The 25686-nt window shown below is 72.6% G+C and carries 21 protein-coding genes; 8 read left to right on the forward strand and 13 right to left on the reverse strand.

Features of this window, described 5'->3' with window-relative positions:
- Positions 1-13 precede the first annotated feature (13 nt).
- Positions 14-1033, reverse strand: a complete 1020-nt coding sequence (locus ACEXOR_RS11750) for an NADPH:quinone reductase (RefSeq protein WP_374849828.1) — start codon at positions 1031-1033, stop codon at positions 14-16.
- 78 nt (positions 1034-1111) lie between these two features.
- Between ACEXOR_RS11750 and ACEXOR_RS11755 the strand changes: the two genes are divergently transcribed.
- Together ACEXOR_RS11755 and ACEXOR_RS11760 are read left to right on the forward strand one after the other, a co-directional pair.
- Positions 1112-1597 carry an SRPBCC family protein gene (locus ACEXOR_RS11755; RefSeq protein WP_374849829.1) on the forward strand — a complete coding sequence of 162 codons (486 nt, stop codon included), beginning with the start codon at positions 1112-1114 and terminating at the stop codon, positions 1595-1597.
- Between the two features lie 71 nt (positions 1598-1668).
- Entirely contained in the window at positions 1669-2478 is an 810-nt protein-coding gene (locus ACEXOR_RS11760) for a GNAT family N-acetyltransferase (RefSeq protein ID WP_374849830.1), read from the forward strand.
- 23 nt (positions 2479-2501) lie between these two features.
- On the opposite strand, the gene ACEXOR_RS11765 is transcribed toward ACEXOR_RS11760, so the two are convergent.
- On the reverse strand, positions 2502-3902 hold the full coding sequence (locus ACEXOR_RS11765; RefSeq protein WP_374849831.1) for a glucose-6-phosphate dehydrogenase: 1401 nt from the start codon (positions 3900-3902) through the stop codon (positions 2502-2504).
- Between the two features lie 182 nt (positions 3903-4084).
- On the opposite strand from ACEXOR_RS11765, the gene ACEXOR_RS11770 reads away from it, so the two are divergent.
- The 3 genes from ACEXOR_RS11770 to ACEXOR_RS11780 are packed head-to-tail and all read left to right on the forward strand — an operon-like array spanning position 4085 to position 8330.
- The gene (locus ACEXOR_RS11770; protein ID WP_374849832.1) at positions 4085-5476 is read left to right on the forward strand and encodes a pyridoxal phosphate-dependent decarboxylase family protein; all 1392 of its coding nucleotides are present in this window, start codon (positions 4085-4087) and stop codon (positions 5474-5476) included.
- Between the two features lie 44 nt (positions 5477-5520).
- Complete coding sequence (locus ACEXOR_RS11775; RefSeq protein WP_374849833.1) at positions 5521-6585, forward strand: agmatine deiminase family protein; 1065 nt, start codon at positions 5521-5523, stop codon at positions 6583-6585.
- On the forward strand, positions 6582-8330 hold the full coding sequence (locus ACEXOR_RS11780; protein ID WP_374849834.1) for an amidase: 1749 nt from the start codon (positions 6582-6584) through the stop codon (positions 8328-8330). The genes ACEXOR_RS11775 and ACEXOR_RS11780 overlap by 4 nt, the downstream gene beginning before the upstream one ends.
- An 88-nt stretch (positions 8331-8418) precedes the next feature.
- On the opposite strand, the gene pgi is transcribed toward ACEXOR_RS11780, so the two are convergent.
- Complete coding sequence (pgi, locus tag ACEXOR_RS11785) at positions 8419-10143, reverse strand: glucose-6-phosphate isomerase (protein WP_374849835.1); 1725 nt, start codon at positions 10141-10143, stop codon at positions 8419-8421.
- A gap of 35 nt (positions 10144-10178) precedes the next feature.
- Positions 10179-10847 carry a nicotinamide riboside transporter PnuC gene (gene pnuC, locus ACEXOR_RS11790; protein WP_374849836.1) on the reverse strand — a complete coding sequence of 223 codons (669 nt, stop codon included), beginning with the start codon at positions 10845-10847 and terminating at the stop codon, positions 10179-10181.
- Between the two features lie 149 nt (positions 10848-10996).
- On the opposite strand from pnuC, the gene ACEXOR_RS11795 reads away from it, so the two are divergent.
- Together ACEXOR_RS11795 and ACEXOR_RS11800 are read left to right on the forward strand one after the other, a co-directional pair.
- A complete protein-coding gene (locus ACEXOR_RS11795; protein WP_374849837.1) occupies positions 10997-11644 on the forward strand; it encodes a LuxR C-terminal-related transcriptional regulator in 648 nt (215 codons plus the stop codon).
- Positions 11637-13844 carry an ATP-binding protein gene (locus ACEXOR_RS11800; protein ID WP_374849838.1) on the forward strand — a complete coding sequence of 736 codons (2208 nt, stop codon included), beginning with the start codon at positions 11637-11639 and terminating at the stop codon, positions 13842-13844. The genes ACEXOR_RS11795 and ACEXOR_RS11800 overlap by 8 nt, the downstream gene beginning before the upstream one ends.
- Here ACEXOR_RS11800 and ACEXOR_RS11805 read toward each other — a convergent pair.
- Positions 13831-15378: a chitinase gene (locus ACEXOR_RS11805; RefSeq protein WP_374849839.1), complete on the reverse strand. Its 1548-nt coding sequence runs from the start codon at positions 15376-15378 to the stop codon at positions 13831-13833. The two genes, ACEXOR_RS11800 and ACEXOR_RS11805, sit on opposite strands and share 14 nt — an antisense overlap.
- Positions 15375-17654 carry a glycosyltransferase family 2 protein gene (locus tag ACEXOR_RS11810; RefSeq protein WP_374849840.1) on the reverse strand — a complete coding sequence of 760 codons (2280 nt, stop codon included), beginning with the start codon at positions 17652-17654 and terminating at the stop codon, positions 15375-15377. Before ACEXOR_RS11810 ends, ACEXOR_RS11805 begins: the two co-directional genes overlap by 4 nt.
- Positions 17655-17853: 199 nt before the next feature.
- Between ACEXOR_RS11810 and ACEXOR_RS11815 the strand changes: the two genes are divergently transcribed.
- A complete protein-coding gene (locus ACEXOR_RS11815; protein WP_374849841.1) occupies positions 17854-19854 on the forward strand; it encodes an ABC1 kinase family protein in 2001 nt (666 codons plus the stop codon).
- Positions 19855-19987: 133 nt separating this feature from the next.
- Here the strand turns inward: ACEXOR_RS11815 and ACEXOR_RS11820 are convergent, their stop codons facing one another.
- From ACEXOR_RS11820 to ACEXOR_RS11850, 7 genes are all read right to left on the reverse strand, one after another.
- Positions 19988-21490: an FAD-dependent monooxygenase gene (locus ACEXOR_RS11820; RefSeq protein ID WP_374849842.1), complete on the reverse strand. Its 1503-nt coding sequence runs from the start codon at positions 21488-21490 to the stop codon at positions 19988-19990.
- A gap of 127 nt (positions 21491-21617) precedes the next feature.
- A complete protein-coding gene (locus ACEXOR_RS11825; RefSeq protein ID WP_374849843.1) occupies positions 21618-22226 on the reverse strand; it encodes a hypothetical protein in 609 nt (202 codons plus the stop codon).
- Positions 22227-22340: 114 nt separating this feature from the next.
- Entirely contained in the window at positions 22341-23165 is an 825-nt protein-coding gene (locus ACEXOR_RS11830) for an SDR family NAD(P)-dependent oxidoreductase (protein WP_374849844.1), read from the reverse strand.
- Complete coding sequence (locus ACEXOR_RS11835) at positions 23162-23920, reverse strand: acetoacetate decarboxylase family protein (RefSeq protein WP_374849845.1); 759 nt, start codon at positions 23918-23920, stop codon at positions 23162-23164. The genes ACEXOR_RS11830 and ACEXOR_RS11835 overlap by 4 nt, the downstream gene beginning before the upstream one ends.
- 100 nt (positions 23921-24020) lie before the next feature.
- The gene (locus ACEXOR_RS11840) at positions 24021-24317 is read right to left on the reverse strand and encodes a hypothetical protein (protein ID WP_374849846.1); all 297 of its coding nucleotides are present in this window, start codon (positions 24315-24317) and stop codon (positions 24021-24023) included.
- Between the two features lie 144 nt (positions 24318-24461).
- Entirely contained in the window at positions 24462-24896 is a 435-nt protein-coding gene (locus ACEXOR_RS11845) for an Hsp20/alpha crystallin family protein (RefSeq protein ID WP_374849847.1), read from the reverse strand.
- A gap of 142 nt (positions 24897-25038) precedes the next feature.
- The gene (locus ACEXOR_RS11850) at positions 25039-25686 is read right to left on the reverse strand and encodes a winged helix-turn-helix transcriptional regulator (protein WP_374849848.1); all 648 of its coding nucleotides are present in this window, start codon (positions 25684-25686) and stop codon (positions 25039-25041) included.

The following is a 25686-nucleotide window of genomic DNA, read 5'->3' on the forward strand; positions in this document are numbered from 1 at the left end:
GCAGCGGCTGCCGCTACAGCGCCGCCACGTCGATCAGCACCTTGCCCACCACGCCCGACTCCACCGCGTCGTGCGCCTCGGCCGTGCGCTCGAGCGGAAACCGCACCAGCGGCAGTCCGAACGACTCCCCGACGCCCAGAGCCCCGTCGGCCAGCGCCGCCGTGATGTCGGCCGTCGCCGCGTCGAGTGCCTCGGCGCCCACCGTGTAGAGCAGCAGGAACTGGTACCGCACGTTCAGCGCGAAGTGGGCCCGCACATCCAGCGTCATCTCGTCGCCGCCGTCGTTGGCGTACACGGCCACGCTGCCGTGATTGGCCAGCACGCCCGCGTTCAGCGCCGCGTTGCGCGCGGGGGAGACCTCGACCACCAGGTCGACGCCGTGCGGTGCAGCCGAGCGGATGCGCGCGGCCGCATCCTCGTCGCGGTAGTTCACGACCACCCCGGCCCCCGCCGCCTCGGCGAGCGCGGCCTTGGCGTCGGAGGAGATCGTGGTGATCACCGTGGCGCCCGCCCAGGTCGCGAGCTGGATGGCCGCGTGCCCCACGGCGCCGGCCCCGCCGGCCACCAGCACCGTGCGACCGGCCAGGGCGCCGGGCGCGAGCCGTGACGGCCCGCCCTCGTGCACCGTGAGCGCCCGGTGGGCCGTGATGGCCGGCACGCCGAGCGACGCCCCCACGTCGAACGAGACGCCCTCGGGCAGCTTCACCACGCGCGAGGCAGGCAACACCGTGTACTCCTGCGCCGTGCCGGTGGGCCGCTCGTGGGCGGCGAGGTACACCCACACGCGGTCGCCCGGGGTCACGGTGTCGACGCCGGGGCCGACGGCGTCGACGATTCCCGCACCGTCCTGGTTCGGAACGTGCTCACCCCGCGGCGGCCGCCCGTTTCCGGCGCGGCTCTTCCAGTCGGTGGGGTTGACGCCCGAGACTGCGACGCGAACCCGCACCTGTCCCGCCGCGGGTTCGGCGGGTTCCCGGTCGACGAGCTGCAGAACCTCGGAGGGGCCGTTCTTGCTGTACACGATCGCTCTCATGCCTCCATCCAACCCCCGCCGGCCCCCGACCTGCCAGCGTGGCCCGCGCCGACGCCCGACCCGTGCCACGATGGAACCGTGCCCGTCGTCGAGTCCCGTTGCATCGTTCCGGTGAGTCCCGAGGTGGCCTTCGCCGTCTCGCAGACCACGGGCGACACCCGCCTGCGCTGGGACCCGTTCATCCGTCGCCAGTATCTCCTCGACGGTGCCGTCGTGCCCGCGAAGGGTGTTCGCACCTTCACCGTGCAGCGCTTCGGCCTCCGCATGGTGAGCGAGTACGTCTCCTACAACCCGCCGTCGAACGTGGGCATGAAGATGACGAAGGGCTCGTGGTTCTTCGAGCGACTCGGCGGCGGCTGGCGGTTCAGCGCCGTCGAGGGCGACGACTCGAGCACCCTCGCGATCTGGCGCTACAACTTCAGCTGCCGGCCGCGCTGGCTCGCACCGATCGCCGAACGCATCGGCGCGTTCCTGCTGCAGCGCGACATCGACCGCCGCATCCGGGGCTTCGCGCGGGGCTGCGCCGACCCGGTGGTGCTCGCCCGTGTGGCCGCGACGAGCTGACCGACCCGGCCGCCTCCGGCCGCCTCCTGCCGGTACCGGCCGCAGCGCTGCGGATGCCGCAGACTGGGAGCATGAGTGACGACGAGACCCGGCGCATCCGGCTGTTGACGGCCTACGACGAGCAGCTCCGCACCGATGCGGAGACCCCGAGCGCCGTCGCCGTCACGCTCCTCGGCCCGCTGCGGCTGGTGACCTTCGCGGGTGGGCGCGGCTTCATCACCTACCGCGATCTCGGCGGCGCCGACCGCGAGGCGGTGGGCCGGCTCGTGGCCGAGGCGCTCGAGCACTTCCGTGTGGCTCCGGGCATCGAGCGGGTCGAGTGGAAGACCCGCGGCCACGACGCCGCCCCAGGCCTGCACGACGACCTGCTCGCGAACGGCTTCGTGCCCGACGAACCCGAGTCGATCATGATCGGCGAGGCCCGGGCGCTGGCCGTCGACGTGCCGCTGCCCGAGGGCGTCACGCTCCGCCGGGTCACCGCCGAGCCCGACGTGCGGGCCATGAGCGCCATGCAGGACGAGGTGTTCGGCGACCCGGTCTCCGACGAGATGGCCGAGGCCCTGCTGTCACGCCTCGCCCGGGATGACGGCATGGAACTGTGGATCGCCGAGGCCGACGGCGAGATCATCACCGCGGGGCGTCTCGAGCCCGTGCCGGGTACCGACTTCGCGGGTATCTGGGGTGGGTCGACGCGCTCCGGATGGCGGGGCCGAGGCGTCTACCGCGCTCTCACAGCCGCCCGCGCCCGCTCGGCGATCGCGCTGGGCAAGTCGCTCATCCACAGCGACTCGACGGAGTACTCGCGGCCGATTCTCGAGCGGTCGGGGTTCGTGGCCGTGTCCACCACCACGCCCTACACCTGGCGCCGGAACGACAGCTAGGGCGCGCCGCCGTCCACTCGGCGCTACCAGCCCTCCGGTCCGGCGCTGCCGGCCTCGTACTCCTCCAGCGGCGTCTCACCCTCGGCCCAGGCGGTGAGCACGGGCGTCACGATGCGCCAGCACTGCTCCGCCACGTCACCGCGCACCGACAGCAGGGTGTCGTTCCGCAGCAGTCCTGCGAGCACTTGACCGTACGCATCCAACTCGGCGGCACCCGGCCGCGCCTCGAGAACGACCCGTTCGAGGTCGGCGGCATCCCGCGCCCCGTTCACCAGCAGGTCGAGGTCGACGTCGCCGGTCTCCAGCGACAGGCGCAGCACGGTGCCCCCTGAGGCGCCGTCGCCGCGCAGCCCGGTGGGTGGCGTCGAGGCGCGGAAGTGCACCGCCACCTCGGCGCGCGGATCCCCGATGGCCTTGCCCGAGCGCAGCACGAACGGCACCCCAGCCCAGCGCGGCGTGTCCACCTGCAGCAGGAGCAGGGCGAGGGTCTCGATGCCGCGTTCCGGGTCGACGTCGGGCTCGTCGGCGTAGGAGGGGAACAGGCGACCGTCGACGCGGCCCTCGGTGTAGCGCGCGCGGCGGGCGGTGTGCGGGTCGTCCCGCCAGAGCCGCACCGCTCCGAGCACCTCGGCCATGCGGTCGTGCACGTCGCTCGCCGTGATGGCCTCGGGGCGCTCCATGGCGGTGAGCGCGAGCACCATCAGCAGATGGCTCTGCAGCATGTCGCGCAGCGCGCCGGTCTGGTCGTAGAAGGTGGCGCGGCCCTCGATGCCGAGCACCTCGTCGAACACGATCTCGACCTTCTCGATGTTCTCGGCGTTCCAGCCGGCCTCCAGCAGGCGATTGCCGAAGCGCAGGCCCAGCATGCCGAGCACGGTGGCGTTGCCGAGGAAGTGGTCGATGCGCCAGAGCCGGTCCTCCGGGATGACGGCGGCCAGCTTCTCGTTCAGTGCCCGGGCGTCGTCGAGGTCGTCGCCGAACGGCTTCTCGATCGCCACCACGAGGTCGTCGGGCAGCTCGATCGCGGCCAGCGAGTCGGCGACGGTACCGCCCATCGACGGCGGGAGCGCGATGTAGAGCACCGGGGACGACGGGCAGGCGTCCAGCAGGGCTTTCAGCTCAGCCGGATCGGAGGCGTCGGTGGGCACGAAGCGGGCGCGCGACGCGAGGTCCGCGACGGTGTGGGCCGAGACCCCGGCCGCCTCGAGGCTGCGGCGAACGAGCCCCTGCCACTCCTCGTCGCTCTGCGGGGTGCGGGCCGCCCCGATCAGCGTGAGCTCGACGTCGCGCGCCTGGTCGACCACGTGGCCGAGTCCGGGCAGCAGCAACCGCTCGGTGAGGTCGCCGCCCGCGCCCAGGATGGCGATGCTCCTCGCCGTCGGGGGCAGTGACTCCGCGTCGGGGATTCCGGGCTGATCGGTCATGCTGGGCTCCTCGCCGGGCTGCCGTCCGCAGCCGCGCTCCTTCCATCCCACTCCACACCGACCCGTCACGAAAGCCCCCTCCGCGGCTCCGCGAGCGGGCTTTCGTGGCGGATCGGCGGGGGCTCATCGTGCCCACTCGAACCCGGGGCCACCAGCCTCTAGGCTCGGTCGCGGAGGAACCGATGCCCACTGAACCATTCCCCGCGCGCATGCACGAGGTCACCGATGAGAACCGCGACATCGTCGACCGCGTGCTCGACTACTCGCGGCAGCGCCTGCTCGCCGAGGAGACCCCGCTCGACAAGCCGCAGTCGGCCGCCGAGCTCACCCGGCTGGCCGGCCCCACCATCACCGAGCGGGGCATCGGCGGCGCGAAGGCGCTGTCGATCTTCGAGCACATCCTGGCTCCCGCGTGCATCACCACCGACGACCCGCGCTACCTCTCGTTCATCCCGAGCGCGCCCTCGAAGGCCGCCGCGGCGTTCGACGTGGTGGTGTCGGCGAGCGCGCTGTACGGGGGGTCGTGGCTCGAGGGCGCCGGCGCCGTGCACGCCGAGAACGAGGTGCTGCGCTGGCTGGCCGCCGAGTTCGGGCTGCCGGCGGGCGCCGGCGGCGTGTTCGTGCAGGGCGGCACCCTCGGCAACCTCTCGGCGCTCGTGGCGGCCCGCGAGGCCGCGCGCGAGAACGGCCGCGAGGCGGGCCTTGCCGCGCCCGACCGGTGGCGGGTGGTGTGCAGCGCCGAGGCGCACTCGTCGATCGCATCGGCCGCCCGGGTGATGGACGTGGAGGTCGTCGCCGTGCCGGTCGACTCCGACGGTGTGCTCCGCGGCCCCGCCGTCGAGGAGGCCCTCGAGCTGCACGGCGCCAGCGTGTTCGCGGTGGTCGCCACCGCCGGCACCACCAACTTCGGCATCGTCGACGAGCTCGACACCATCGGCGAGGCGGCCGGCCGGCACGGCGTGTGGTTCCACGTCGATGGCGCCTACGGGCTCTCGGCGATGCTGTCTCCGGAGGGACGCCCCCGTTTCCGGGGCGTCGAGCGCGCCGATTCGCTGGTCGTCGATCCGCACAAGTGGCTGTTCGCCCCCTTCGACGCCTGCGCCCTGCTCTACCGCGACCCCGAGCTCGGCCGCCGGGCGCACACCCAGCATGCCGACTACCTCGACACGCTCACCGAGGCCGGCGACTGGAGCCCCTCCGACTTCGCCGCCCACCTCACCCGGCGGCCGCGCGGCCTGCCGCTGTGGTTCTCCCTCGCGAGCTACGGCGCGGCGGCCTACCGCGATGCGATCACCGACGCGCTCGTGCTGGCCCGGCAGATCGCCGACATCATCGACGCCCGGCCCGAGCTCACCCTCGTGCGCCAGCCGCAGCTCTCGGTGGTGGTGTTCGAGCGGGTGGGCTGGGAGAAGGCCGACTACAGCGCGTGGTCGACCCGGCTGCTCGACCAGCAGCTGGCCTTCGTGACGCCGAGCGCGCACCACGGCCGGCCCAACGCCCGCTTCGCCATCCTGAACCCCCGCACCACCCTGGAGGATCTGGTGATGATCCTCGACACCATGGCCACGGTCTGAGGGGCCCCACATGAGCTGGAGACTGTCATGAATTGGCGACTGTCATGAACTGGAGAATGGCCCCTGAGGGCGCACCCCACGAGCGCACCTGGATGACGTTCCCGCACGCGGGGGAGACCCTCGGGGCCACGCCCGCTGAGGCGGAGGCCGGCTACGGCGCCTGGGCCGCGGTGGCCAACGCGGTGGCCGCGTTCGAGCCGCTGTCGATGCTCGTCGACCCCGAGGAGTTCGAGCGGGCCCGGCGGCTGCTCGACGGTTCGGTGGAGCTGCACGTCACGCCGGTCGACGAGTTCTGGCTGCGCGACTCCGGGCCCACCTTCGTTCTCGACCCCGAGCGGCCGGATGCCCTCGGTGCGGTCGACTGGATCTTCAACGGCTGGGGCGCGCCCGCGTGGGCGAAGTGGCAGCGCTCGGCCGAGCACGGCCGGTTCGTGGCGGGTCTCGCCGGAGCCGAGCTGATCGACTCGCTGCTGGTGAACGAGGGCGGCGGCATCCACGTCGACGGCGAGGGCACGGTGCTGCTCACCGAGACCGTGCAGCTCGACCCGCGCCGCAACCCCTTCGCCGACCGGCAGCGGGTCGAGGCCGAGCTGCGACGCACCATCGGCGCCACCCACTTCGTGTGGCTGCCCCGCGGACTCACCCGCGACTACGACGACTTCGGCACCAACGGGCACGTCGACATCGTCGCCGCCATCCCCTCGCCCGGCCGGTTGCTGCTGCACGAACAGCCCTCGCCCGAGCACCCCGACCACGAGGTGACGGCGGCGCTCAAGGCGCTGCTGGCGGGCGAGACGGATGCGGCGGGCCGCGCCTTCGAGATCATCGATCTGCCGGCCCCGGCCACCCTGCGCGACGCCCACGGCTTCGTCGACTACAGCTACGTGAACCACTACGTGCTGAACGGCGCAGTGATCGCCTGCGGCTTCGACGACCCGGTGGCGGATGCGCGGGCGGCCGAGATCCTGGCGTCGGTGTACCCGGGGCGCGAGGTCGTCACCGTCGATGCGCGGGAGATCTTCGCGCGGGGCGGGGGCATCCACTGCATCACGCAGCAGCAGCCCGCCGTCGGCACCGCCGCCGAGCCGTCGCCTGGGCCCACCCGATGACGTTCGACGTGGTCGAGGCCTCGATCGCCGAACTCCGGGCCGCCCTCGAGACGGGGCGGGCCACGAGCGTCGAGCTCGTCACCGCCTACCTCGAGCGCATCGACGCCTACGATCGCGGGGGTCCGCGGCTGAACGCCGTCGTGGTGCCGAACCCGCACGCGCTCGACGAGGCCCGCGCCTCCGACGAGCGCCGCCGCGCGGGCGGGGTCGCGGGCCCGCTCGACGGCATCCCGTACACCGCGAAGGACAGCTACCTCGTCAAGGGCCTCACCGCAGCGGCCGGCAGCCCCGCCTTCGCTTCGCTGGTCGCTCAGCGCGACGCGTTCACCATCGAACGGCTGCGCGCATCCGGAGCCGTCTGCCTCGGACTGACGAACATGCCGCCCATGGCGAACGGCGGCATGCAGCGCGGGCTGTATGGCCGGGCCGAGAGCCCGTACAACGGCGACTACCTCACCTCGGCGTTCGGTTCGGGCTCCTCGAACGGCTCGGGAACCGCGACCGCGGCGAGCTTCGCGGCCTTCGGCCTGGCCGAGGAGACCTGGTCCAGTGGGCGCGCCCCCGCCTCGAACAACGCGCTCTGCGCCTACACGCCCTCGCGCGGGGTGATCTCGGTGCGCGGCAACTGGCCGCTGGTGCCCACCATGGACGTGGTGGTGCCGCACGCCCGCAGCATGGCCGATCTGCTCGAGGTGATCGACGTGGTGGTGCACGACGACCCGGATGCGCGGGGCGACTTCTGGCGGTCGCAGCCGTGGGTGCACGTGCCGGCGGCGTCGAGCATCCGCCCGACGACCGCGGGGTCTCCGGCGACTGCGGCGACTCCCGAGGCCGCGGCCTCGTTCCCGTCGCTCGCACCCACCTCGGTCGACGAGGCACGATCGGTGCTCGCCGGGCTCACGTTCGGCGTCCCGCGCATGTACCTCGGCACCGACGCAGAGGCCGGCACCGGCACCGGCATCGGCGGCTCCACGGGCCGCCGCATCCACCCGCGGCCGAGTTCGCTCGAGGTGTTCGAGGCGGTCCGCCGGGTGCTGCAGGATGCGGGTGCGACGGTGCGCGAGGTCGATTTCCCGGCCGTCAGCAACTACGAGGGCGACCGGGCGGGTGCGCCGACGATCGCCACCCGGGGCCTGGTGACGCCCGAGTACCTTCGCCGCGAGATCGTCGATCTCTCGGCCTGGGCCTGGGACGACTTCCTGCGCGCCAACGCCGACCCGGCGCTGGACACCCTGGTGGGTGTCGACGGGGCGAGCATCTTCCCGCATCCCGACGGCGCCCTGCCCGACCGCTACGACGGCTTCGACGACGACATCGCGAGCTACCCCGACCAGGTGCGGGCGCATCCCTACGCCGCGTTCACCGACATCCCGGCCCTGGCCGACGGCGTGCGCGGCCTCGAGGAGACCCGTCGGGTCGACCTCGAGGAGTGGATGCGCGGGCTCGGACTCGATGCCGTGCTCTTCCCGGCGGTGGCCGACGTGGCGCCCGCCGACATGGACGTGAACCCGGAGTCGGCCGACCTGGGCTGGCGGAACGGCGTGTGGGTGGCGAACGGCAACCTCGCCATCCGGCACCTGGGCATCCCCACGGTCACCATCCCGATGGGCCTCCTGCCCGACATCGGCATGCCCATCGGGCTCACGATCGCGGGCCCGGCGTACACCGACGCAGCGCTCCTGCGCCAAGCGGCCGCCCTCGAGCTCCTGCACCCCGCCCGCACGCGCCCACCCCGCACCCCCTGACCCCGCAGGCGCCGCCGACCCGTCGCAAACCGCCCTCTCACGCGGGTGAAAGGGCGGTCTACGACGGGTCGGCGGGGAGCCCTGAGGGCTACGACGTGCGGAGGGAGAGGTACTTCGCGATGAGCGACTTCGTCGAGGAGTCCTGTGCGGCGAGGGCATCCTCGTCGCCGTCGACCGCCGGCGTGATCTGCAGCGCGAGCTGCTTGCCGAGCTCGACGCCCCACTGGTCGAACGAGTCGATGCCCCAGATGGTGCCCTCCACGAACACGATGTGCTCGTAGAGCGCGATCAGCTGTCCCACCACGCTCGGCGTGAGCGCCGGCGCGAGGATCGACGTGGTGGGCCGGTTGCCGCTGAACACGCGGGCGGGCACCACGTCCTCGGCCGTGCCCTCGGCGCGTACCTCCTCGGCCGTCTTGCCGAAGGCCAGCGCCTTGGTCTGTGCGAAGAAGTTCGCCAGGAACAGCGAGTGCACGTCGACGTCGTCGGCCGAGACGTCGCGGAGCGGATGCGCGGGGTTCGCCACGGCGATGAAGTCGGCCGGGATGAGCCGCGTGCCCTGGTGGATCAGCTGGTAGAAGGCGTGCTGCCCGTTCGTGCCCGGCTCGCCCCAGAAGATCTCCCCGGTGTCGGTGGTGACGGGCGAGCCGTCCCAGCGCACCGACTTGCCGTTGGACTCCATGGTGAGCTGCTGCAGGTAGGCCGGGAAGCGGTGAAGGTACTGCGCGTACGGCAGCACCGCGTGGCTCTGCGAGCCGAGGAAGTTGGAGTACCAGACGTTCAGCAGCCCCATCAGCACGGGCACGTTCCGCTCCAGCGGAGTGGTGCGCATGTGCTCGTCGATGGCGTGGAAGCCGGCCAGGAACTCACGGAACCCGTCGGGCCCGATCGCCACGGCCACCGCGGTGCCGATGGCCGAGTCGACCGAGTAGCGCCCGCCCACCCAGTCCCAGAACCCGAACGCGTTCGCGGGGTCGATGCCGAAGGCCGCCACCTTGTCGAGCGCCGTCGACACGGCCACGAAGTGCTTGGCCACGGCGCCCGTGCGCGCGTCGTCCGAGTCGGCGATGGCTCCGGATGCGGTGAGCCGCTCCCACAGCCACTGCCGCGCCAGGCGCGCGTTGGTCAGCGTCTCCAGCGTTCCGAACGTCTTCGACGCCACGATGAACAGCGTGGTCTCGGCGTCGAGGTCTGCGGTCTTCTCGTAGATGTCCGACGGGTCGATGTTCGAAACGAACCGCACTTCGAGGCCCTGCTGCACGTACGGCTTCAGCGCCTCGTACACCATGACCGGTCCGAGGTCGGAGCCGCCGATGCCGATGTTCACCACGGTGGAGATGCGCTTGCCGGTGACCCCGGTCCACGATCCGTCGCGCACCCGGTCGGCGAAGGCGTAGACCTTGTCCAGCGTGCCGTGCACCTCGGCGTCGATGTCGGCACCGTCGACCACGAAGCCGGCCGGCGGGTCGAGCTCGGTGGCGCCGGGGGTTCCGGCGGCCGGGCGGCGCAGCGCGGTGTGCAGCACGGCGCGGTCTTCGGTCACGTTGATGTGCTCACCGGCGATCATGGCCTGGTAGCGCGACGCCACCCCGGCATCCTCGGCCAGCTGCAGCAGGTGGCCGAGGATCTCCTCGGTCACGAGGTTCTTCGACAGGTCGACCGTCAGGTCGGCGGCCTGCAGCGTGTAGGTCGAGGCGCGTTCCGGGTCGCTCGCGAACCACTCGCGCAGGTCGGGTACGAACTCGTCGGCGATGGCGTCGAGCTTCTGCCACGCGTCGGTCTCGGTCGGGTCGATGGGCGCCGCTTCGGTCATCAATGTCTCCAGGAGTCTCGTGGTCGCATCCGGAACTACACCGCGATGCGCTTGCGTTCGAATCTACCGTCGGTGCGCGCCCGGGCCCACACGAAGAACCCGATGAGCGTGAACACCCCGTAGAACAGGTACATGAAGGCCGAGGCGTAGTAGCCAGCGCCCACCAGGAGGGGCACCCCCACCACGTCGACGGCCACCCAGATGAGCCAGAACTCCGTCCAGCCCTTGGCCATGCCGTAGGTGGCGAGCAGCGAACCCACGAACACCCACGCGTCCGACCACACCGGTTCGTACGAGCCCAGCGCGGTGAACACGGGCGTGAGCAGCGCGGTGCCGCCCACGAGGGCGACGGCGAGCAGGATGCGCGTGCGCCCGCCGGCCCAGCGCGGCTGTACAGCGGCCCCGGTCTCGCCCTGTGCCTGCCGCCACCGGTACCAGCCGTAGATCGACACGACGATGAACATCACCTGCCGCCCGGCCTGGCCGAGCAGGTTGACGGGGTTGGGGGTGCCGAACACGGCGCCGAGGAAGACGGTGAACAGCAGCACGTTGCCGACGATGCCCACGGGCCACGCCCACACCTTCCGGCGCATTCCGCCCAGGGCGCTCGCGAGACCGAACACGTTGCCGATCACCTCGCGCCACAGGATCGTCTGGTCTCCGATGTGCAGCTGGGCGTCGAAGAGCCATTCGATGAGATTCACCCCCCGTGCAACTGGTGAGGGGCCCCGCGCATTCCGCCCGGTGCCAGGGCGCGTTCGGCCGGGCATTCGGGGGGTACCCCGAACGCCGTCGAGGCCTGCCGGCACCGCTATCCTGACCATCGGGTGGAGCGTTCACGGCAGGAGTCCGGATGAGCAAGACGACGAGAGTGGCGGTCGTCGACGACCACGAGCTGGTGGCCCTGGCCGTACGGAGCCTGATCGACTCCGCCGACGGTCTGGAGTTCGCGCGGCACACGACGTCGACGGCGGAGCTCGTGCGGCGGATGCGCGACGCCGATCTGGTGCTGCTGGACCTGAGCCTGCGCGACGGCACCGATCCCGCCGACAGCGTTCGCCGCATCCGTGAGTGGGGTGCCGAGGTTCTCGTGCTCACCTCCGGCGAGGACCCGTTCCTCGTGCGGGCCGCGTCCCGCACGGAGGTGCTCGGCATCGTGCGCAAGTCGACCCCGAAAGACGAGCTCGTCGCCGCGATCCGCACGGCGGGCCGCGGCGAACTCGTGCCCACCACCGAGTGGGCCTCCGCGCTCGACACCGATCCGCGTCTCGATGCTGCACCGCTCACCGGCCGCGAGCGCGAGGTGCTCGGGCTCTACGCCTCCGGGCTGGGTGCCCGTGACGTCGCCGCGCAGCTGTTCATCTCGGAGAACACGGTGAACGATCACCTGCGCCGTATCCGATCGCTCTACCACCAGCTCGGCCGGCCGGCGCCCACGAAGGTGGAGCTCTACCAGCGAGGCCTGGAGGACGGCTACCTGCAGGCCCCCCGGCGTGCCTGACGTGCTCTCGGGCGCCGCCGCGGCGAGTCGGAACCGGCCCGCGCTGGGCAGCGGAGAGCGATCCGCCCGCCGCATCCTGATGGTCGACTCCGCCCTCCTGCTGGCCATCGTGGTGGTGGTGCACCTCGCGTTCGTGGCTCAGGGCGGACTGGGGCCGTACCCGCTCTGGGCCCTCTCACTGGGCTGGGTGGCGGTGACCGTCACCCTGGTGGCCGTGGTGCTCATCCGTCGTCTGTCCGATCGGGCTCTCCGGGGGTTCGCGATCGCCGCGGTGGCGGCCTACGGGTTGACCATCGTCACCTTCCCGGCCGCGGTGCCGGCGGAGGGCATCGACCGCATCCCCTGGACGCTGTCGGCGTCGGGCGCCGCGGCGGCGGCGGCGCTCGTGGCCGGGGGGCGCCCGCTGGCCTGGATCACCGTGGCCGTCGGCGCCGCGGCGGGCCTCGGGTTCCGGCTGATCTACGGCGGGCTCGACCTCGACGGCGTGGTGAACGACCTGCAGGCGCTGCTCACCGGGGCGGTGATCTGTGTGATCGGCGGGCACATCCTGACGGTCGGGCGGGCCCTGGATGTCGCGGCGGCCGACTCGGCAGAGGCGGCGGCCCGTGAGGCTGCCGAGCGCGGCCGGCTCGCGGCCCGCACGAAGGCGGCGGCGCTGGTGCACGACGAGGTGCTCGCCACCCTGACGCTGGCGGCCTCGGAGCTGCCGATCCCGCCCGACCGCCTCGCGGCCCAGGCCGAGACGGCCACCGCGATGGTCACCCGGCTGAGCTCGGACGGCGCCGACGGCCCCCCGGTGCTGCGGGTGGCGCTGGCCGAGCTGGCCCGGCAGCACGACGCCGCCTTCGAGGTGCAGGGCGACTCGACGGGCGACGTGGTGCCCGCCGCCACCCACGACGCGATGCTCGGAGCCGCGAAGCAGGCCCTCCGCAACAGCCTGCAGCATGCTCCGGATGCGGTGCGCCGGGTGCTGCTCGAGCAGTCGGCCGGCCACTCCCGCGTCGAGATCGCCGACGACGGGCCCGGGTTCGACCCCGAGGCGATCGGCGACGACCGGCTGGGAGTGCGCCAGAGCATCCTTGCGCGGTTGGCGCGCGTTCCCGGGGGCGCAGCCGAGGTGCGGTCGCGACCCGGTGCGGGAACGCGGGTGATCCTGGAGTACCGGGAGCCGCCCGTCGACGCGGGAGACGAGCTGGCGGTGCGGGTCTCCCTGAGGCGCGGCCTGGCGGCCATCGCCGCGGTGTACCTGCTCACCCAGGGCGTGAGCGCCGTTCTCGGGTCGGTGGCCGAACCCGGGTCGTGGGCCCTGCAGGCCGCCGTGCTCGTGACCGCGCTCCTGGCGGCGGAGGTGCTGCGGCGCTCGCCAGGGCTGGTGCCCTCGACGCGACGAACGGCTGCGGTGCTCGTGCTCTGCTGCGGCGGATTCCTGGCGGGGGTGGCGGTGCATGCGGCGGCCGGGCTGCCCTTCCGGTACGGCTCGCTGTGGTTCGCCGTCGCGTTCGCATTCGTGCTCGTGGCCGTGGCCCTGCGCCGGCGGATCCGGGCGGCGGCGTTCGGTGCCGCCGTGATCGTGGGCGTGCTGATCGTCGCCGGGCTGCTCGCGGGCGCCCCGGCCGGCCAGATCGTGCAGCTCTCGGCCCGCCCCGTGGTGCTCGTGGGATTGGCGGTGGCGCTGCTGGTGGTGATCGAGCGGATGCAGCGCCGCATCGCCCTGCTGCACCGGGAGGCGGTGGCCTCCGCCGGGCACCGCAGCTGGACGGCCGCCGCGCGCGCCGAGCTCGCCGTGCGGCTGGGTGAACTCGCCCGCACGGCGTTTCCCCTGCTCGCCCGCATCGGCCGCGGCCGCCCCGCCACCGAGGAGGAACGCCGGGAGTACGCGCGCTCGGAGGGGGAGCTGCGCGACGGCCTGAGGGCGGGCGTGCTGGCGCGCGAGCCTCTCAGCAGCGCGGCAGCCGCGGCCCGGGAGCGCGGCGTCGACGTGCTGCTCCTCGACGACAGCGGGGGATCGCTCGACGACCGCGAGGCCGATCACATCGTGGCGTGGCTGGCGGAGGGCATCCGGGGAGCGCACGAGCGTGCGGTCGGCCGGCTGCTCCCCGCGGGCCGGGATGCGCGCGCGAGCCTCACGGTCGACGGCCGGCACTCGACGGTCGGCCTCCCGCAGTCCACCGTCGAGGCCCCGCTTCTCACGGATCGGTGATGAGCTTCCACGGCGAGTAGTCGCGGTCGAGCACCGACCGCCCCGGGTTCTTGCCCTGCGACCACCAGCGCGCCTCGTATGCCGTGCCGTCGAGCATCACCCGGTCGCCCTGGTCGTAGAGGGTCGTCGCCGACCACTCGGGGTAGGTGCCCTCCGGCACCGTGGGCAGCGCGAAGGGCTTGTCGCCGGGCAGCACGGGTCCGAGGTACGTCCACGCCGATCCGGCCACGTCGAGCGTGGGGTCGTCGGGCGTCGCGCCGTCCTCGTTCCACCACTTCGAGACGTACACCGAGCCCTTCCACACCACCATCACCCCGGCCGAGTAGTACGTGGTCGACGACCAGATCGGGTACGGGCTCGTCTCAGGGTCATCCGCGATCTCCTCCGCCTCGATCACGGCGGCGGGGCGACCGGATGGCGTGCCCTCATAGCCCTCGGCGAGCAGGGCCGCGAAGCTCAGCCCGGCCTGCTCCACGCCGCTGCACGACGTCGACACGGTCGAGAGCGCAGGGTAGTTGCTGCCGCAGGTGCGGTCGCGGTTGAGCGACCACATCGACAGCCGGGCGACGCCGTGCTCCGCGGCGAACGCGGTGAAGGCGATCGCGTCGTCGGTGCTGAACCTCTCACCCTTCACGTCGTTCTGCCCGATCATCGGGGTGGCGCCGAGCAGTGCCCAGACCCCGCCGGAGGGCAGGGCCAGATCGCGCGCCGCCCAGAGGTCGGTGAGCTGGGCGGCGGTGGCCGTCAGGGCGTCGGCTCCCAGGCTCGCCATGGAGGCCGCGGTTCCGTCGGTGCCGTAGTTCATCGTCATGACGTTGACCCCGGCGAGGTCGACTCCGGCGTCGAGCATCCCCGCCACCTGGGCGAGTCCGTCGTCGGTGAGGCCCTGCGGCGCCACCGGCAGGGTCAGCCACACGTCGAGCTCTCCGCCGCCGGCCCGGCGCTCGGCCTGCAGGTCGGCGACCGCCGAGGCGCGCCGGGTCGAGGCCGCGTCGTCGGTGAGCATGTCGCCCTCGAGGTCGAGGTCCATCACGTCGATGCCGTAGCGGTCCATCACGGTGCGGTAGGCGCCCGTGAGCGCGTCGACGCTCGAGCAGGCGGCACCGAGCTCGGTGTTGATGACCCCGCCGAACGAGACGGCCAGCGGGCGGCCCTCGCGGCGCATCCGTTCGACCCGCCGGTCGAGCTGGAAGGTCGTCGCGGCCTCGTCGAGGCTGTACGCCTTGCCCCAGGTGGGCGTGCAGTCGTCGTCGCCGGCCGCCACCACGAAGGCGAGCACGGCGCCGCCGGGCGACTCGCCGAGGGCGCTCCGGCCGAGCTGCTCGCCCGACTCGAGCGTGACGTCGTAGTAGCCCGCGAACCAGCGGTCGTCGACGGATGCGCCGGCCACCGAGGCGGGCAGCGAGGGCAGCACGGTCACGGCGGCCACCCCGGCCGGCACGAGCACCATCGCGGCGAGGCTCGCGAGCAGCCGGCCGAACGAGAGCCGTCGGCCGGCGAAGCGGGAACGGGACCCGGCCCGGACCGGGCTCATCGCAGCACCCCGATCGGCTCGAGCGGGCCGTCGTCGACCACGACCGACCAGCGCGGAGCGACGGTGCGGGCGGCGGGTTCGGGGGCCGGCGCGTCGACCCAGATCCAGTTCAGCCAGCCGAACCAGAGGTCGTTCAGGGCCGCCCGCACGCCGATCAGGCGCGTGATTCCCCAGACGGCGGCGAGTGCGGTGAAGGCGGCGAAGCCCGTGGTGCCCCAGTCGGCGGCGAGACCCGCGCGCACGGCCACCCAGCCCGCACCCAGCACGATCACGAGCGGCGCCAGCACGGCGAGCGCGGGCGCGGGGGTTCTGGTGCTCACCTTGGGGGTGCGCATGAACCGCGCCTTGCGGCCGGTGAGTCCCTGGGCCACGGACGCGATGCTGCCGGCGAGGTTCACGGGGAGCAGCAGCAGATTAAGGCCGTAGATGCCGAGCACGTCGCGCCGCCGGTAGCCGAGGTAGCGCAGGTCGGCTGCCATCTCGACGAAGTACGGGGTGGCGATGAGCAGCAGCTGCAGGGTGACCAGCTGGCCGCCGAGCGGGTTGAGGGTGAGCACGGCGAGGAGCCCGAGCGTCACCCAGGTGATCGATCCGAGGTAGTTGGCCCGGAGCAGGGTCTGGGCGAGGGGGAGCGGCCGGCCCTGCCGCCGCCGGGTGGTGACGAGTTCGTGCAGCTTCGGCAGGATGAGCAGCCCGCCGTCGGCCCACCGCCGGCGCTGGATGACGAGCGATCCGAAGTCGGGCGGCGTGGCGCTGTAGCTGAGCCGCTCGGGGTAGTTCAGCAGCGACCAGCCGTGGATGGCGATGTCCAGACTCGACTCGGTGTCCTCGATCACCGTGCGGTCGGAGATGAAGCGCACGATGCGCACGCCGCCCTCGATCGTCTCGCGCCGGATGTCCTCCAGCGCCGAACGCCGGAGGACCGCGTTCGCTCCCACCCAGAAGGTCGCCCCGAAGCCGGTGAGGCCCTGGTGCACGATGTGCTGCAGGTCGGTGGTGGCGCCGGCGAGGCGCTCGAGGCGGGTGGGCGCGCCGCGGTAGGCCGAGTACGGCGTCTGGGCCACGGCGATGGTGGCGTTCTCGGGCTGGTCGAGCTCGTGCACGAGCCTCAGGCAGTACTCGGGCAGCAGCATCGAGTCGGCGTCGAGGGTGAGCACGAACTCGGGGTCGGGCACCACGAGGAGCCTCGAGTCGGCAGCCTCCTCGTCGGGGTGGTGGTGCTCGTCGACCGGAACGAGCACGAGTCCCCGGCTGTCGGTCTGCTCCCGGTAGGTGCCGCCGAGCAGGCCGAGGTAGCTGTTGAGGTTCATCGCCTTGTTGGGCGCGTGCGACAGCGAGGCATAGCGCTTGCGCTCGAACACGCTGAGCTCGACGGTGAAGATGTTCACCAGCCGCTGCAGCACCTGCTGGGCCCTCGCCTGCGAGAGCGGGGTCTCGCCGTTGTCGAGGGCTTCGAGCAGGGCGGATGCCGTGGCGTCCAGACCGGCGGCGAGGCCTTCGAGCACCTGCTCGGCGAAGAAGGTGTCGACGTGGGTGCGGCGCGGCACGAACGCCGCCCGGGCGTGCAACCACTGGGCCGCCGCCGCGTGCTCGCGCATCACGATCTCGGTGGCCTCCAGGGCGCCGGGCCGGTCTCGCCGGCCCTCGTCGGTTCTCGCTCCGCGGAGCGCCTCGGCCGCCGCCAGCACGCGGCGGCGCGGCGCCTCGAGCTCGGCCGCGATCTCCGCGGCGAGCAGCCGGCTCCGTCGGAGCGACTCCTGGTCGGCCGGGTCGGCCGGGTCGGGGTCGTCGTCCAGCAGCAGCACCACCCGCAGGTCGGGGAACTCCTGCAGCGCCACCGACCAGAGCGACAGCCGCACCAGCTCGGGGTCTTCGGAGCGCGAGGGCAGCAGCGCGACCAGCCGTGGCTCGGGATGCGCGACCACGTCGTCGAGGTCGATGCGGCGGGCACGCTGGTGCGAGGCGAAGCGCGGCAGCGCCGCCGAGCGGGCCAGCAGGTACATGCAGGCCGAGAACGTGAGCAGGGTCACCGAGATGAGGAAGACGATCGTCATCACGAGTTCGGTGGAGTCGGCCAGGGCCTCCCCGCGGGCGAGGGCCACCACCACCGTCACGAGGTAGAACAGCCAGAGCAGCACGCACAGCACGGGCGCCAGTCGCGCCCGGCCGGTGCGGAACGCCGAGGGCACGGCGTGCAGCGCGGGCTGCGGCGTGCTGTCGCGGTCGGTGCCCCGCTGCCGGCGCTGCCGTGTCGGGTACTCGGCTTCGGCGCTCACTCTCGGCATCCCCTTTCGCCCGGGTGTCGGGGGGAGTCCGGCTCCGCCCACCCGCAGGCGCTCTGATGCGCGCGGGCCCCGCTGGCCCAGTGTGCCGCCAGGGGCGGCACCGACGGGCCGGTGTCGGCCACCGAAACTGGTGGTTCGGTACTCTGAGCCTGAGCGCGGGATCTCGCCCGGGCAGCAGGGGGAGTTGCGCATGGTCACCGACATTCTGACGGTGCTGCTGGCGATCGTCTCGGCGGTGCTGGTGGGGTTCGTGGGCCGACGCATCCTCGACACGCCGGTGGGCTGGCCGCGCAGCATCGTGGTGGGCCTGATCGTGTTCGCCACCGGGCTGCCGTTCGCCACCTGGCTGCTCGACCAGACGGGCCTGCTGGTCGACGACCGGGCCCGCAGCGTGCGCGACGCGTTCGTCGCCCTCGCCGTGGTGCTGCTCGCGGTGGCCTGGGTGTTCGCCCTCGGCATCGGCGTGCTCGTGGCGCTCGAGGCCGTGTTCCCCACACGGCCGCTGCCGAACCCGATCGACGTGGTGCGCGCCTCCATCCGTCAGCGCAAGCGCACCCGGCGCTACCTCGAGATCGTGAGCATCGCCACGCGGCACGGCGCCGGCTGGGTCTTCCACGGCCACTCGAAGGTGCACCGGGAGCTCACCACGGCCGAGCAGCGGGCGAACGCGCTGGTGGCCACCATCAACGAGTCCGGCGTCACCTTCGTGAAGCTCGGGCAGGTGCTGTCGACTCGGCGCGACCTCGTTCCCGAGCCGTACCTCAGCGCCCTCGCGTCGCTGCAGTCGGGAGCCACCACCCTGCCGTGGACGGCCATCGAGCCCGTGATCGTGGAGGCGCTCGGCGCACCGCTCGGAACGGTGTTCGCGTCGGTCGACCCCGAGCCTCTGGCCGCGGCATCCGTCGCCCAGGTGCACACGGGGGTGCTGCTGGACGGCACCGCCGTGGTGGTGAAGGTGCAGCGGCCGGCGGCCAGAGCGCAGGTCGAGGCGGATGTCGACATCATCCTGCGCCTCGCCCACCGCGCCGAGCTCCGCACCCACACGGGGCACGACCTGCGGCTCGAATCGGTGGCGCGCGGCTTCACGAGCACCCTGCTCGACGAGCTCGACTACCGCATCGAGGCCACGAACGTGGAGATGATCCGCAGCACTCTCGAGCGCGGCTCGGCAGCCGACGAGGGCGCCACGATCTCGGTGCCGACGGTGTACCCCGCGGCGTCGGGGGCTCGGGTGCTCACCATGGAGCTCGTCGACGGGCAGCCGCTGAGCCGGGCCGACCACGAGCTGGCGGCCATGACCATCGAGGCCAGGCAGGCGCTGGCCACCGGGCTGATGATGACGGTGCTCGAGCAGATCCTGGTGCACGGCGTCTTCCATGCCGACCTGCATCCCGGCAACGTCATCCTGCGCGAGAACGGCACCCTCGGGTTGATCGACTTCGGGGCCGTGGGCATCATCGAACGCAGCCAGCGGGAGTACCTCACCGCGCTCATGCTCGCCGCCGTGAGCGAGGACGACATCGCGGCCACCGAGGCCCTGCTGCTCATCGTCGACGTCCCGGATGACGCCGACCTCGACGCGCTGCGGCACGACGTCGGCGTGGTCATCACCACGGAGCGCTTCCGGCCGAGCGGCAACGGGTCGATCTTCACCCGGCTGCTCGACGTCATCCGGCAGCACCACATCGCCCTGCCGGGAGACCTGGCGTCGGCGTTCCGCAGCTTCGCCACGCTGGAGGGGTGCCTGAAGGTGCTCGACCCGGGGTTCGACATGTTCGAGCAGGCGCTGCCGATGGTGCCGAAGCTGATGCGCCGGGCGCAGTCGCTTCGGCGCACCGTGTCGAGCCTGCAGGCGCAGGCCAGTGTGGGCGCGGCGCGGCTGCGGTCTCTGCCGGGCCGGCTCGACGCGCTGCTGGCCGGTCTGGAGAAGGGCACCGTGGGCATCAAGCTGCGGGCCTTCGGCGACGAGCAGGCGCAGAGCTTCGTGCGGTCGATCGCCGCCGAGGTGGTGGGCAGCCTGATCTCGATCGCCGCCGTGGTGATCGCCGTGGTGCTGATCGTCACCGAGAGCGGGCCGGTGTTCACGGGCGGCCTGCGGCTGTTCGACCTGTTCGGGGCGTTCGTGGGGTTCCTCGGCTTCCTGGGGCTCTTGCGGGTGGTGCGGCAGATCGTGGTGCGCCGCCGCCGTTAGCGGGCCCGCCTCGGCGCCCGCCCCGGCGCGTCCGGTCTCCGCCTCGCTGCTCGGCGCACGCCAGGCGGCCGCCGAGCCGCTCAGGCGGTCGGTCGCCGTCTGGCGTGCGCCAGCCCCCGTCGTGTCGCCCGCCTCAGCGGGTCGGGGTCGGCGGGCGGGCGGGGCCGAACCAGGTGGTGAGGCTGCGCCGGAGGTCGCGACGACCGGCAAGGCGGCGGGGGTCGCCGAGCCAGGCGACGTGGCCGTCGGGGCGGAGCAGCAGCGCCGGAGCCGCGAGGTCGGCGCCGGGAGCGTCGACGTGGTCGACCCGATCGCCCCACCCGGCCAGGTCGGCCGGCACGCCCGCCCCGGTGACGAGCAGGCCGCGGCCTGCGCGCATCCGGTCGTAGAGGCGGCCCTCGGGCAGGGCGAGGTCGCGCAGCCGTCGGCCGAGCAGCGCCGGCCCGTCACCGAGGTCGTAGCGGATGCCGATGCCGCTCACGGTCTCGGCGAGGCTCCGGGCCACGTCGTCGAAGCGCATCAGGTCGGCCAGCAGCCGGCGCACGGCCTGCGGTCCGGGTTCGGGCGAGAGCAGCTCGCTCTGGGCGCGGGTGATGCTCAGCACGGTCTCGGCGACGGGGCGGCGTTCGTGGGCGTAGCTGTCGATGAGGGCATCCCGCCATCCGCCGTTCTCGACCGCCGGATGCGCGGGCGCCCCGGATTCCGCGCTGACCGCGGCGGCGAGCTTCCAGCCGAGATTGACGGCGTCCTGCAGTCCGAGGTTGAGGCCCTGACCGCCGAGCGGCGGGTGCACATGGGCGGCATCGCCCGCCAGCAGCACGCGGCCCAGACGGTACCGCTCGGCGAGCCGGGTCGCATCACCGAACCGGCTGAGGGAGCGCGGGGAGTGGGCGCCGAAGTCGGTGCCGGCGAACTCCCGCAGGCGGGCACGGAACTCTTCGAGGGTGGGCGCCACCGACCGGTCCTCGCTCACGCCCGCCGCCGGCACCACGGCGCGGTGCAGCCCGTCGCCGGCCGGTCCGATGCCGAAGCCGTGGTGGGTGGCGCGCACGCGGGCCGAGACGGCGGCCACCTCCTGGGGCGACGCGGTCAGCTCCACCTCACCGAGCAGCCACTCGGTGCTCGCGGGCTCGCCGGGGAACCCGATGCCGGCCAGCCGGCGCACCCGGCTGCGCCCGCCGTCGCAGCCCACCAGCCAGCGACCCTGCACCCGCGACCCGTCGGCGAGATCGACCCGCACGCCGTCGGCGAGCTGCTCGAACCCCACCAGTTCGGCCCCGCGCCGCAGCTCGGCACCGAGTTCCCCGGCCCGCTCGGCGAGCAGTCGCTCGGTGAGCGGCTGCGGGATGCCGAGGATGTAGTCGACGTCGGTGTCGAGGTGCACGGGCTCACCGGTGTCGATCCCCGCGAACCGGCCGGCCGCTCCGGGATGCACGGTGCCGAGCTCCAGGAACCGGTCGAGCAGTCCGCGCATGGCGAGGATCTCGACGCTCCTCGGATGCAGTCCCAGCGACCGCACGGCCGGACTCGGCTGCGGGTCGCGCTCGAGCACCAGCACGCCCACGTCGTGCAGGCGCAGCTCTGCCGCCAGCATCATGCCGGTCGGTCCACCGCCGCTGACGATCACATCGACCATTCCGTCACCCCGATCTCGCGGTCGTTCGGCCCGCGACCGGTCATTCTGCCCGCCTACCGGGGTCTTGCCGCAAGCCCCCGCCCGGGCGATATCCTGGTCACGGCGGGGTTCACCGCGCGGCGGCGACTCAGATCAGTGGAGCCGTGGTCACGACCCGCTTCGCCCGACGGCGGCGCACGCTTCGGCGAATCGCGAGCGCGGGCAGCCCCACCGCGAGCACCCAGAACACCACGATTCCGGCCACCCAGCCGATCTGCGCGGTCACGAACCCGCTCTCCGCCGAAGCGGCCGACTGCTCGGTCACGGGTTCCACCCGGCCGACCGGTCCGTGCACCGGCGAGTACGGCGGGTCGTCGTAGACGACCAGGAACGACAGTTCGGCCGGGTACTCCTTCGAGGGCGGGAAACCCCAGTGCTCGCCGCCCCCGAACGTGAGCGTGGCGTCGAGGCCCTTGGCCGCGGCATCCGGGATCTCGACCTCGTAGACGCTGCTCGTCTTCGGCATGCCCGAGGTGGTGTCGACGTCGACGAGTTCACCGGTCAGCACCTCGCTGCGGCCGAGGGCGTCGCGCTGCAACTCGAGCGCACCCGCGGCGGTGTCCTTCGTGAGGCCGAGCGCACCGAGCACCAGGATGCCCGGAAGCAGCATCAGGGCGAACGCCAGCCAGAACGGCCAGGCGCCGGGCGGGCGCGTGGCCGGGGCAGCACGGTCGGGGAATCGCGGCATCCCGCTCATCGGCACCTCGTTCTCGGCCGGCATCGGTCGGCCGGGTTCTGCCGACCCTACCGACATCCGTCGATCGGAACGAGGGGGAGAGGTCCCCATGCACCGGGGCACGCCCGGGCGGCGTCAGCCCAGCTTCTGCTCGAGGTCGTTCTCGTAGGCGGCCCGCGCCGCCGGGTCGCCGCCGAGCCCGATGCGGTCGGTGCCGATGCGATCGTCGAGCCAGTCCTGAACCGGGGTGGGCAGGAGACGCGACACCCGCAGCACGGGGCCGAGCACCCGGGGAACCGTGACGGCGAACGGACCGGAGTCGATCGCCCGCAGCACGGCACGGCTCACCTGCTCGGGCGTCACCGCGGGGAAGAGCCGTGGCGGCGTGATGCCCGCACCCATCGGCGACGATACGAGATTGGGCAGCACCACCCGCACGGTCACGCCGGTTCCGCGCAGCTCGCGGCGCAGCGCATCGCTGAAACCGATCACCGCCGCCTTCGCACCGGAGTACACGGCAAGCCCGGCGAGCGGCTTGATGCCGGTGGCGCTGCCGAGATTCAGGATGGTGCCGGCCCGGCGTTCCAGCATTCGGGGCAGCACCGCCGCGGTGACCTCGACGAGCGCGCTGTAATCGATGTCGATCACGGTGCGCGACAACGAGACGTTCTGCTCGGTGAAGCGGCCGGTGGGCATGATGCCGGCGTTGTTCACCCAGACGGAGATCGGGCCCACCGTCGACTCGACCTCCTCGACGACGGATGCGACGAGAACCCGGTCGGTGATGTCGAGGCGCACACCCGAGGCGTGCGGGCCGAGCTCCGCGGCTGCGGCGCGGGTGGCCGTCTCGTCGAGATCGCCGATCACCACGCGGTAGCCGTGATCGACGAGGTCGGCGGCGATGCGGTGGCCGATGCCGCGGGCGCCGCCCGTGACGACGGCGACGGGTCGTGCGCTCATGGGAGTCTCGTCTCTCTGGGGGTGGCGGGCCCGGTGGGGGTCGCTGGAGTGGCGGGGGCGCCTTCCGCGGCGGTCGCCGTCGCCGACCGGGTCACGTCCATACCGAACACCACGGCGGCGTCGTGCAGCTCGACGCTCAGCACCGGACGGCGCCCGTGCAGCCAGCCGAGAGCGCCGTCGCGGTCGAAGCGCCAGGTCGCGCGCAGGCCCGAGATGCGCCCGATCACCAGGTTGTGCGAGAGCGTCACCCGGCGGTCGAGCTGCTGCAGGATGGGCAGGACGACCTGACGGAGGCCGGGCAGAAGCGGCCGGCCGCGCCTGGCCTGCACCGCGGCGATGCCGCCATCCGTGCTGCCGCCGTCGGCGGGGTCGCCCGTGACGCGCACGAGGGTGCGTCCGTTCGGCGTGGTGCGCCGGATGAAGCGTGCCAGCTGCTTCGGGATGCCCCACAGCTCGCGCCCGCCCCGCAGCGACACGGGGCTGTCCACCCAGATCTGCGGAATGGTGACCCGCAGGCCACCGCGCCCGAGGCTGGGCACGGCCACGAGCAGCTCGTCGTACTCCAACGCTCCGCCCGGTACGTACTGCACGGCCGCGACGCCCACGATCACGCGCGACCCCAGGCGGAGCGCTCGACGCCCCTGCGGCAGCACGAGACCCCGGGGCAGGTCGTCGGCGGGCACGGCGAACACCGACACCAGCAGCGACCCGCCGAGGTACCACGGCTCAGGCGGATAGCCGCTCGGCCCGGTCACGAGGGGAGTCCCCGGCGGGCGGGAACGGAGGTGCGAGAGTGGGCCATGCCACAACGGTAGGCCCCCGACCGCGACCGGCGCGAGCCCGGATCGGACTCGGTCAGGCCGCGTTCGAGTGCACGAGCAACCACAGGAACGAGCCGAAGGAGACAAGCCCCAGGCCCGCGCCGAGAATGGAGACGATCAGGCTGAACCCGGCCCACGGTGCTCCGGGTTCCCGGCTCATCCGGATGCCCTGGGCCGCGAACAGGAGCGGCACGAAGCAGGCGAGCACCGAGAACGTCCAGCCCCCGCCGTCGCGTGCCGTCGAGGCGACCGCCCAGATGCTGAAGGCGGCGATCGCAACGCTCAGGATGGCGCACGTCCGAGCCGATATGGCCTGGTTCTTCTCTGTCACGGCACCACTGTAGCGATCATCGGCAGTCGGCTTCCGCACACGGCGACGGCCCGGGCGACGAGTGCTCGTCGACGCCCGGGCCGCGGTGATTGCGAGTCGATCGGTGGTCGGGTCGCTTCGCTGCCGAAGCGCCCCACCGAGCCGTCAGCTGGTGAGGGTCTTCTGCTCGTCGGCCGCTGCGGACTGGCTCTGCACCTGGATCTTGCGGGGCTTGGCCTTCTCGCTCACCGGGATGATCACGCTGAGCACGCCGTTGTCGTACGAGGCCGAGATGCCCGCCGTGTCGACGCCCTCACCGATGCTGAACTGGCGCAGGTAACTGCCGGCGGGCCGCTCCTGCACCAGCCACTTGCCCCCGTCGGCCGATCCCGCCGTACGCTGAGCCCGGATGGTGAGCAGCTGGCCGTCGACATCGACGTCGACAGACCCCGGGTCGATGCCCGGGAGGTCGGCGTTCAGCACGTACCGATCGCGGTCGCGGTACAGATCCACGGGCATCACCCGGGGCCCGGGTCGCGACTGCAGCAGGCCGGAAGCCAGTCGGTCCAGCTCGCTGAAAGGATCAAAAGACATCGCCATAATGAATCAATCTCCTTCCGATTCGAAGATCTGAGCGGGTGTCGCTCAACTACCGATAATTTAGCACTCTCGTCGGTAGAGTGCTAAGTCGGAAAGCCTCAAAATCAGCTGGAAATCGCGGATGTCGCGGTGCCCACCGCACTCAGGCGGCCAGATTGAACGTGGTCGAGAATCGCCCCAGAAGCGTCTCCTGCCCGTTCAGCACCTCGACCTCACCGGCCTTGATCGCTCGTTCGGCCTCCCGCTCTCCCGAGAGCAGACGGCGGAGCCCCGCCGCGCCGTCGACGGCGAACGCGAGGTCGACCGCGCCGAACCCGCGCGACACGTCGAGGCGCGATCCATCGACGCGGATGAGCAGCTCGGTCTCTCCCGACCGCGCCCCATAAGCGGTGGCCGGCAGCGCGAGCGCCACGTCGCGGCGGAAGGCGGCCCGCAAGTCCATCGTGAACGAGTCGGGCGTGATCACCTGGTCTTCCCGTGGTTCGCCGAGCGCCCGGAACCCCCAGGCGCCCAGCGCGAGCACCACCGGTTCGAGCTCCCGACCGTACGGTGTGAGCTCGTACACGATCACCCGCGAGCGCGGCGCCCGCCGGATGACGCCGGCCGCCTGCAGCTCCTTCAGGCGCGCGGCCAGGATGTTGCTCGGAATGCGGGGGAGCCCCGCGGCGAGCTCGCCGTAGCGCCGCGGCCCCACCAGCAGGTCGCGCACGATCAGCAGCGCCCACCGCTCGCCGACGAGCTCCATCGCCCGGGTGATGCCCGAGTACTGTCCGTAGTCGCGTGCGGCCAT

It is taken from the genome of Herbiconiux liangxiaofengii, from assembly GCF_041927335.1.
GTDB lineage: Bacteria > Actinomycetota > Actinomycetes > Actinomycetales > Microbacteriaceae > Herbiconiux > Herbiconiux liangxiaofengii.

What these genes read in the sequence shown, in the direction of transcription:
- ACEXOR_RS11750 (WP_374849828.1), bottom strand. Translation starts at nt 1,033, where the DNA reads ATGAGAGCGATCGTGTACAGCAAGAACGGCCCCTCCGAGGTTCTGCAG.
- ACEXOR_RS11760 (WP_374849830.1), top strand. Translation starts at nt 1,669, where the DNA reads ATGAGTGACGACGAGACCCGGCGCATCCGGCTGTTGACGGCCTACGAC.
- ACEXOR_RS11765 (WP_374849831.1), bottom strand. Translation starts at nt 3,902, where the DNA reads ATGACCGATCAGCCCGGAATCCCCGACGCGGAGTCACTGCCCCCGACG.
- ACEXOR_RS11770 (WP_374849832.1), top strand. Translation starts at nt 4,085, where the DNA reads ATGCCCACTGAACCATTCCCCGCGCGCATGCACGAGGTCACCGATGAG.
- ACEXOR_RS11775 (WP_374849833.1), top strand. Translation starts at nt 5,521, where the DNA reads ATGAACTGGAGAATGGCCCCTGAGGGCGCACCCCACGAGCGCACCTGG.
- ACEXOR_RS11780 (WP_374849834.1), top strand. Translation starts at nt 6,582, where the DNA reads ATGACGTTCGACGTGGTCGAGGCCTCGATCGCCGAACTCCGGGCCGCC.
- pgi (WP_374849835.1), bottom strand. Translation starts at nt 10,143, where the DNA reads ATGACCGAAGCGGCGCCCATCGACCCGACCGAGACCGACGCGTGGCAG.
- ACEXOR_RS11795 (WP_374849837.1), top strand. Translation starts at nt 10,997, where the DNA reads ATGAGCAAGACGACGAGAGTGGCGGTCGTCGACGACCACGAGCTGGTG.
- ACEXOR_RS11805 (WP_374849839.1), bottom strand. Translation starts at nt 15,378, where the DNA reads ATGAGCCCGGTCCGGGCCGGGTCCCGTTCCCGCTTCGCCGGCCGACGG.
- ACEXOR_RS11815 (WP_374849841.1), top strand. Translation starts at nt 17,854, where the DNA reads ATGGTCACCGACATTCTGACGGTGCTGCTGGCGATCGTCTCGGCGGTG.
- ACEXOR_RS11820 (WP_374849842.1), bottom strand. Translation starts at nt 21,490, where the DNA reads ATGGTCGATGTGATCGTCAGCGGCGGTGGACCGACCGGCATGATGCTG.
- ACEXOR_RS11825 (WP_374849843.1), bottom strand. Translation starts at nt 22,226, where the DNA reads ATGAGCGGGATGCCGCGATTCCCCGACCGTGCTGCCCCGGCCACGCGC.
- ACEXOR_RS11830 (WP_374849844.1), bottom strand. Translation starts at nt 23,165, where the DNA reads ATGAGCGCACGACCCGTCGCCGTCGTCACGGGCGGCGCCCGCGGCATC.
- ACEXOR_RS11845 (WP_374849847.1), bottom strand. Translation starts at nt 24,896, where the DNA reads ATGGCGATGTCTTTTGATCCTTTCAGCGAGCTGGACCGACTGGCTTCC.
- ACEXOR_RS11850 (WP_374849848.1), bottom strand. Translation starts at nt 25,686, where the DNA reads ATGGCCGCACGCGACTACGGACAGTACTCGGGCATCACCCGGGCGATG.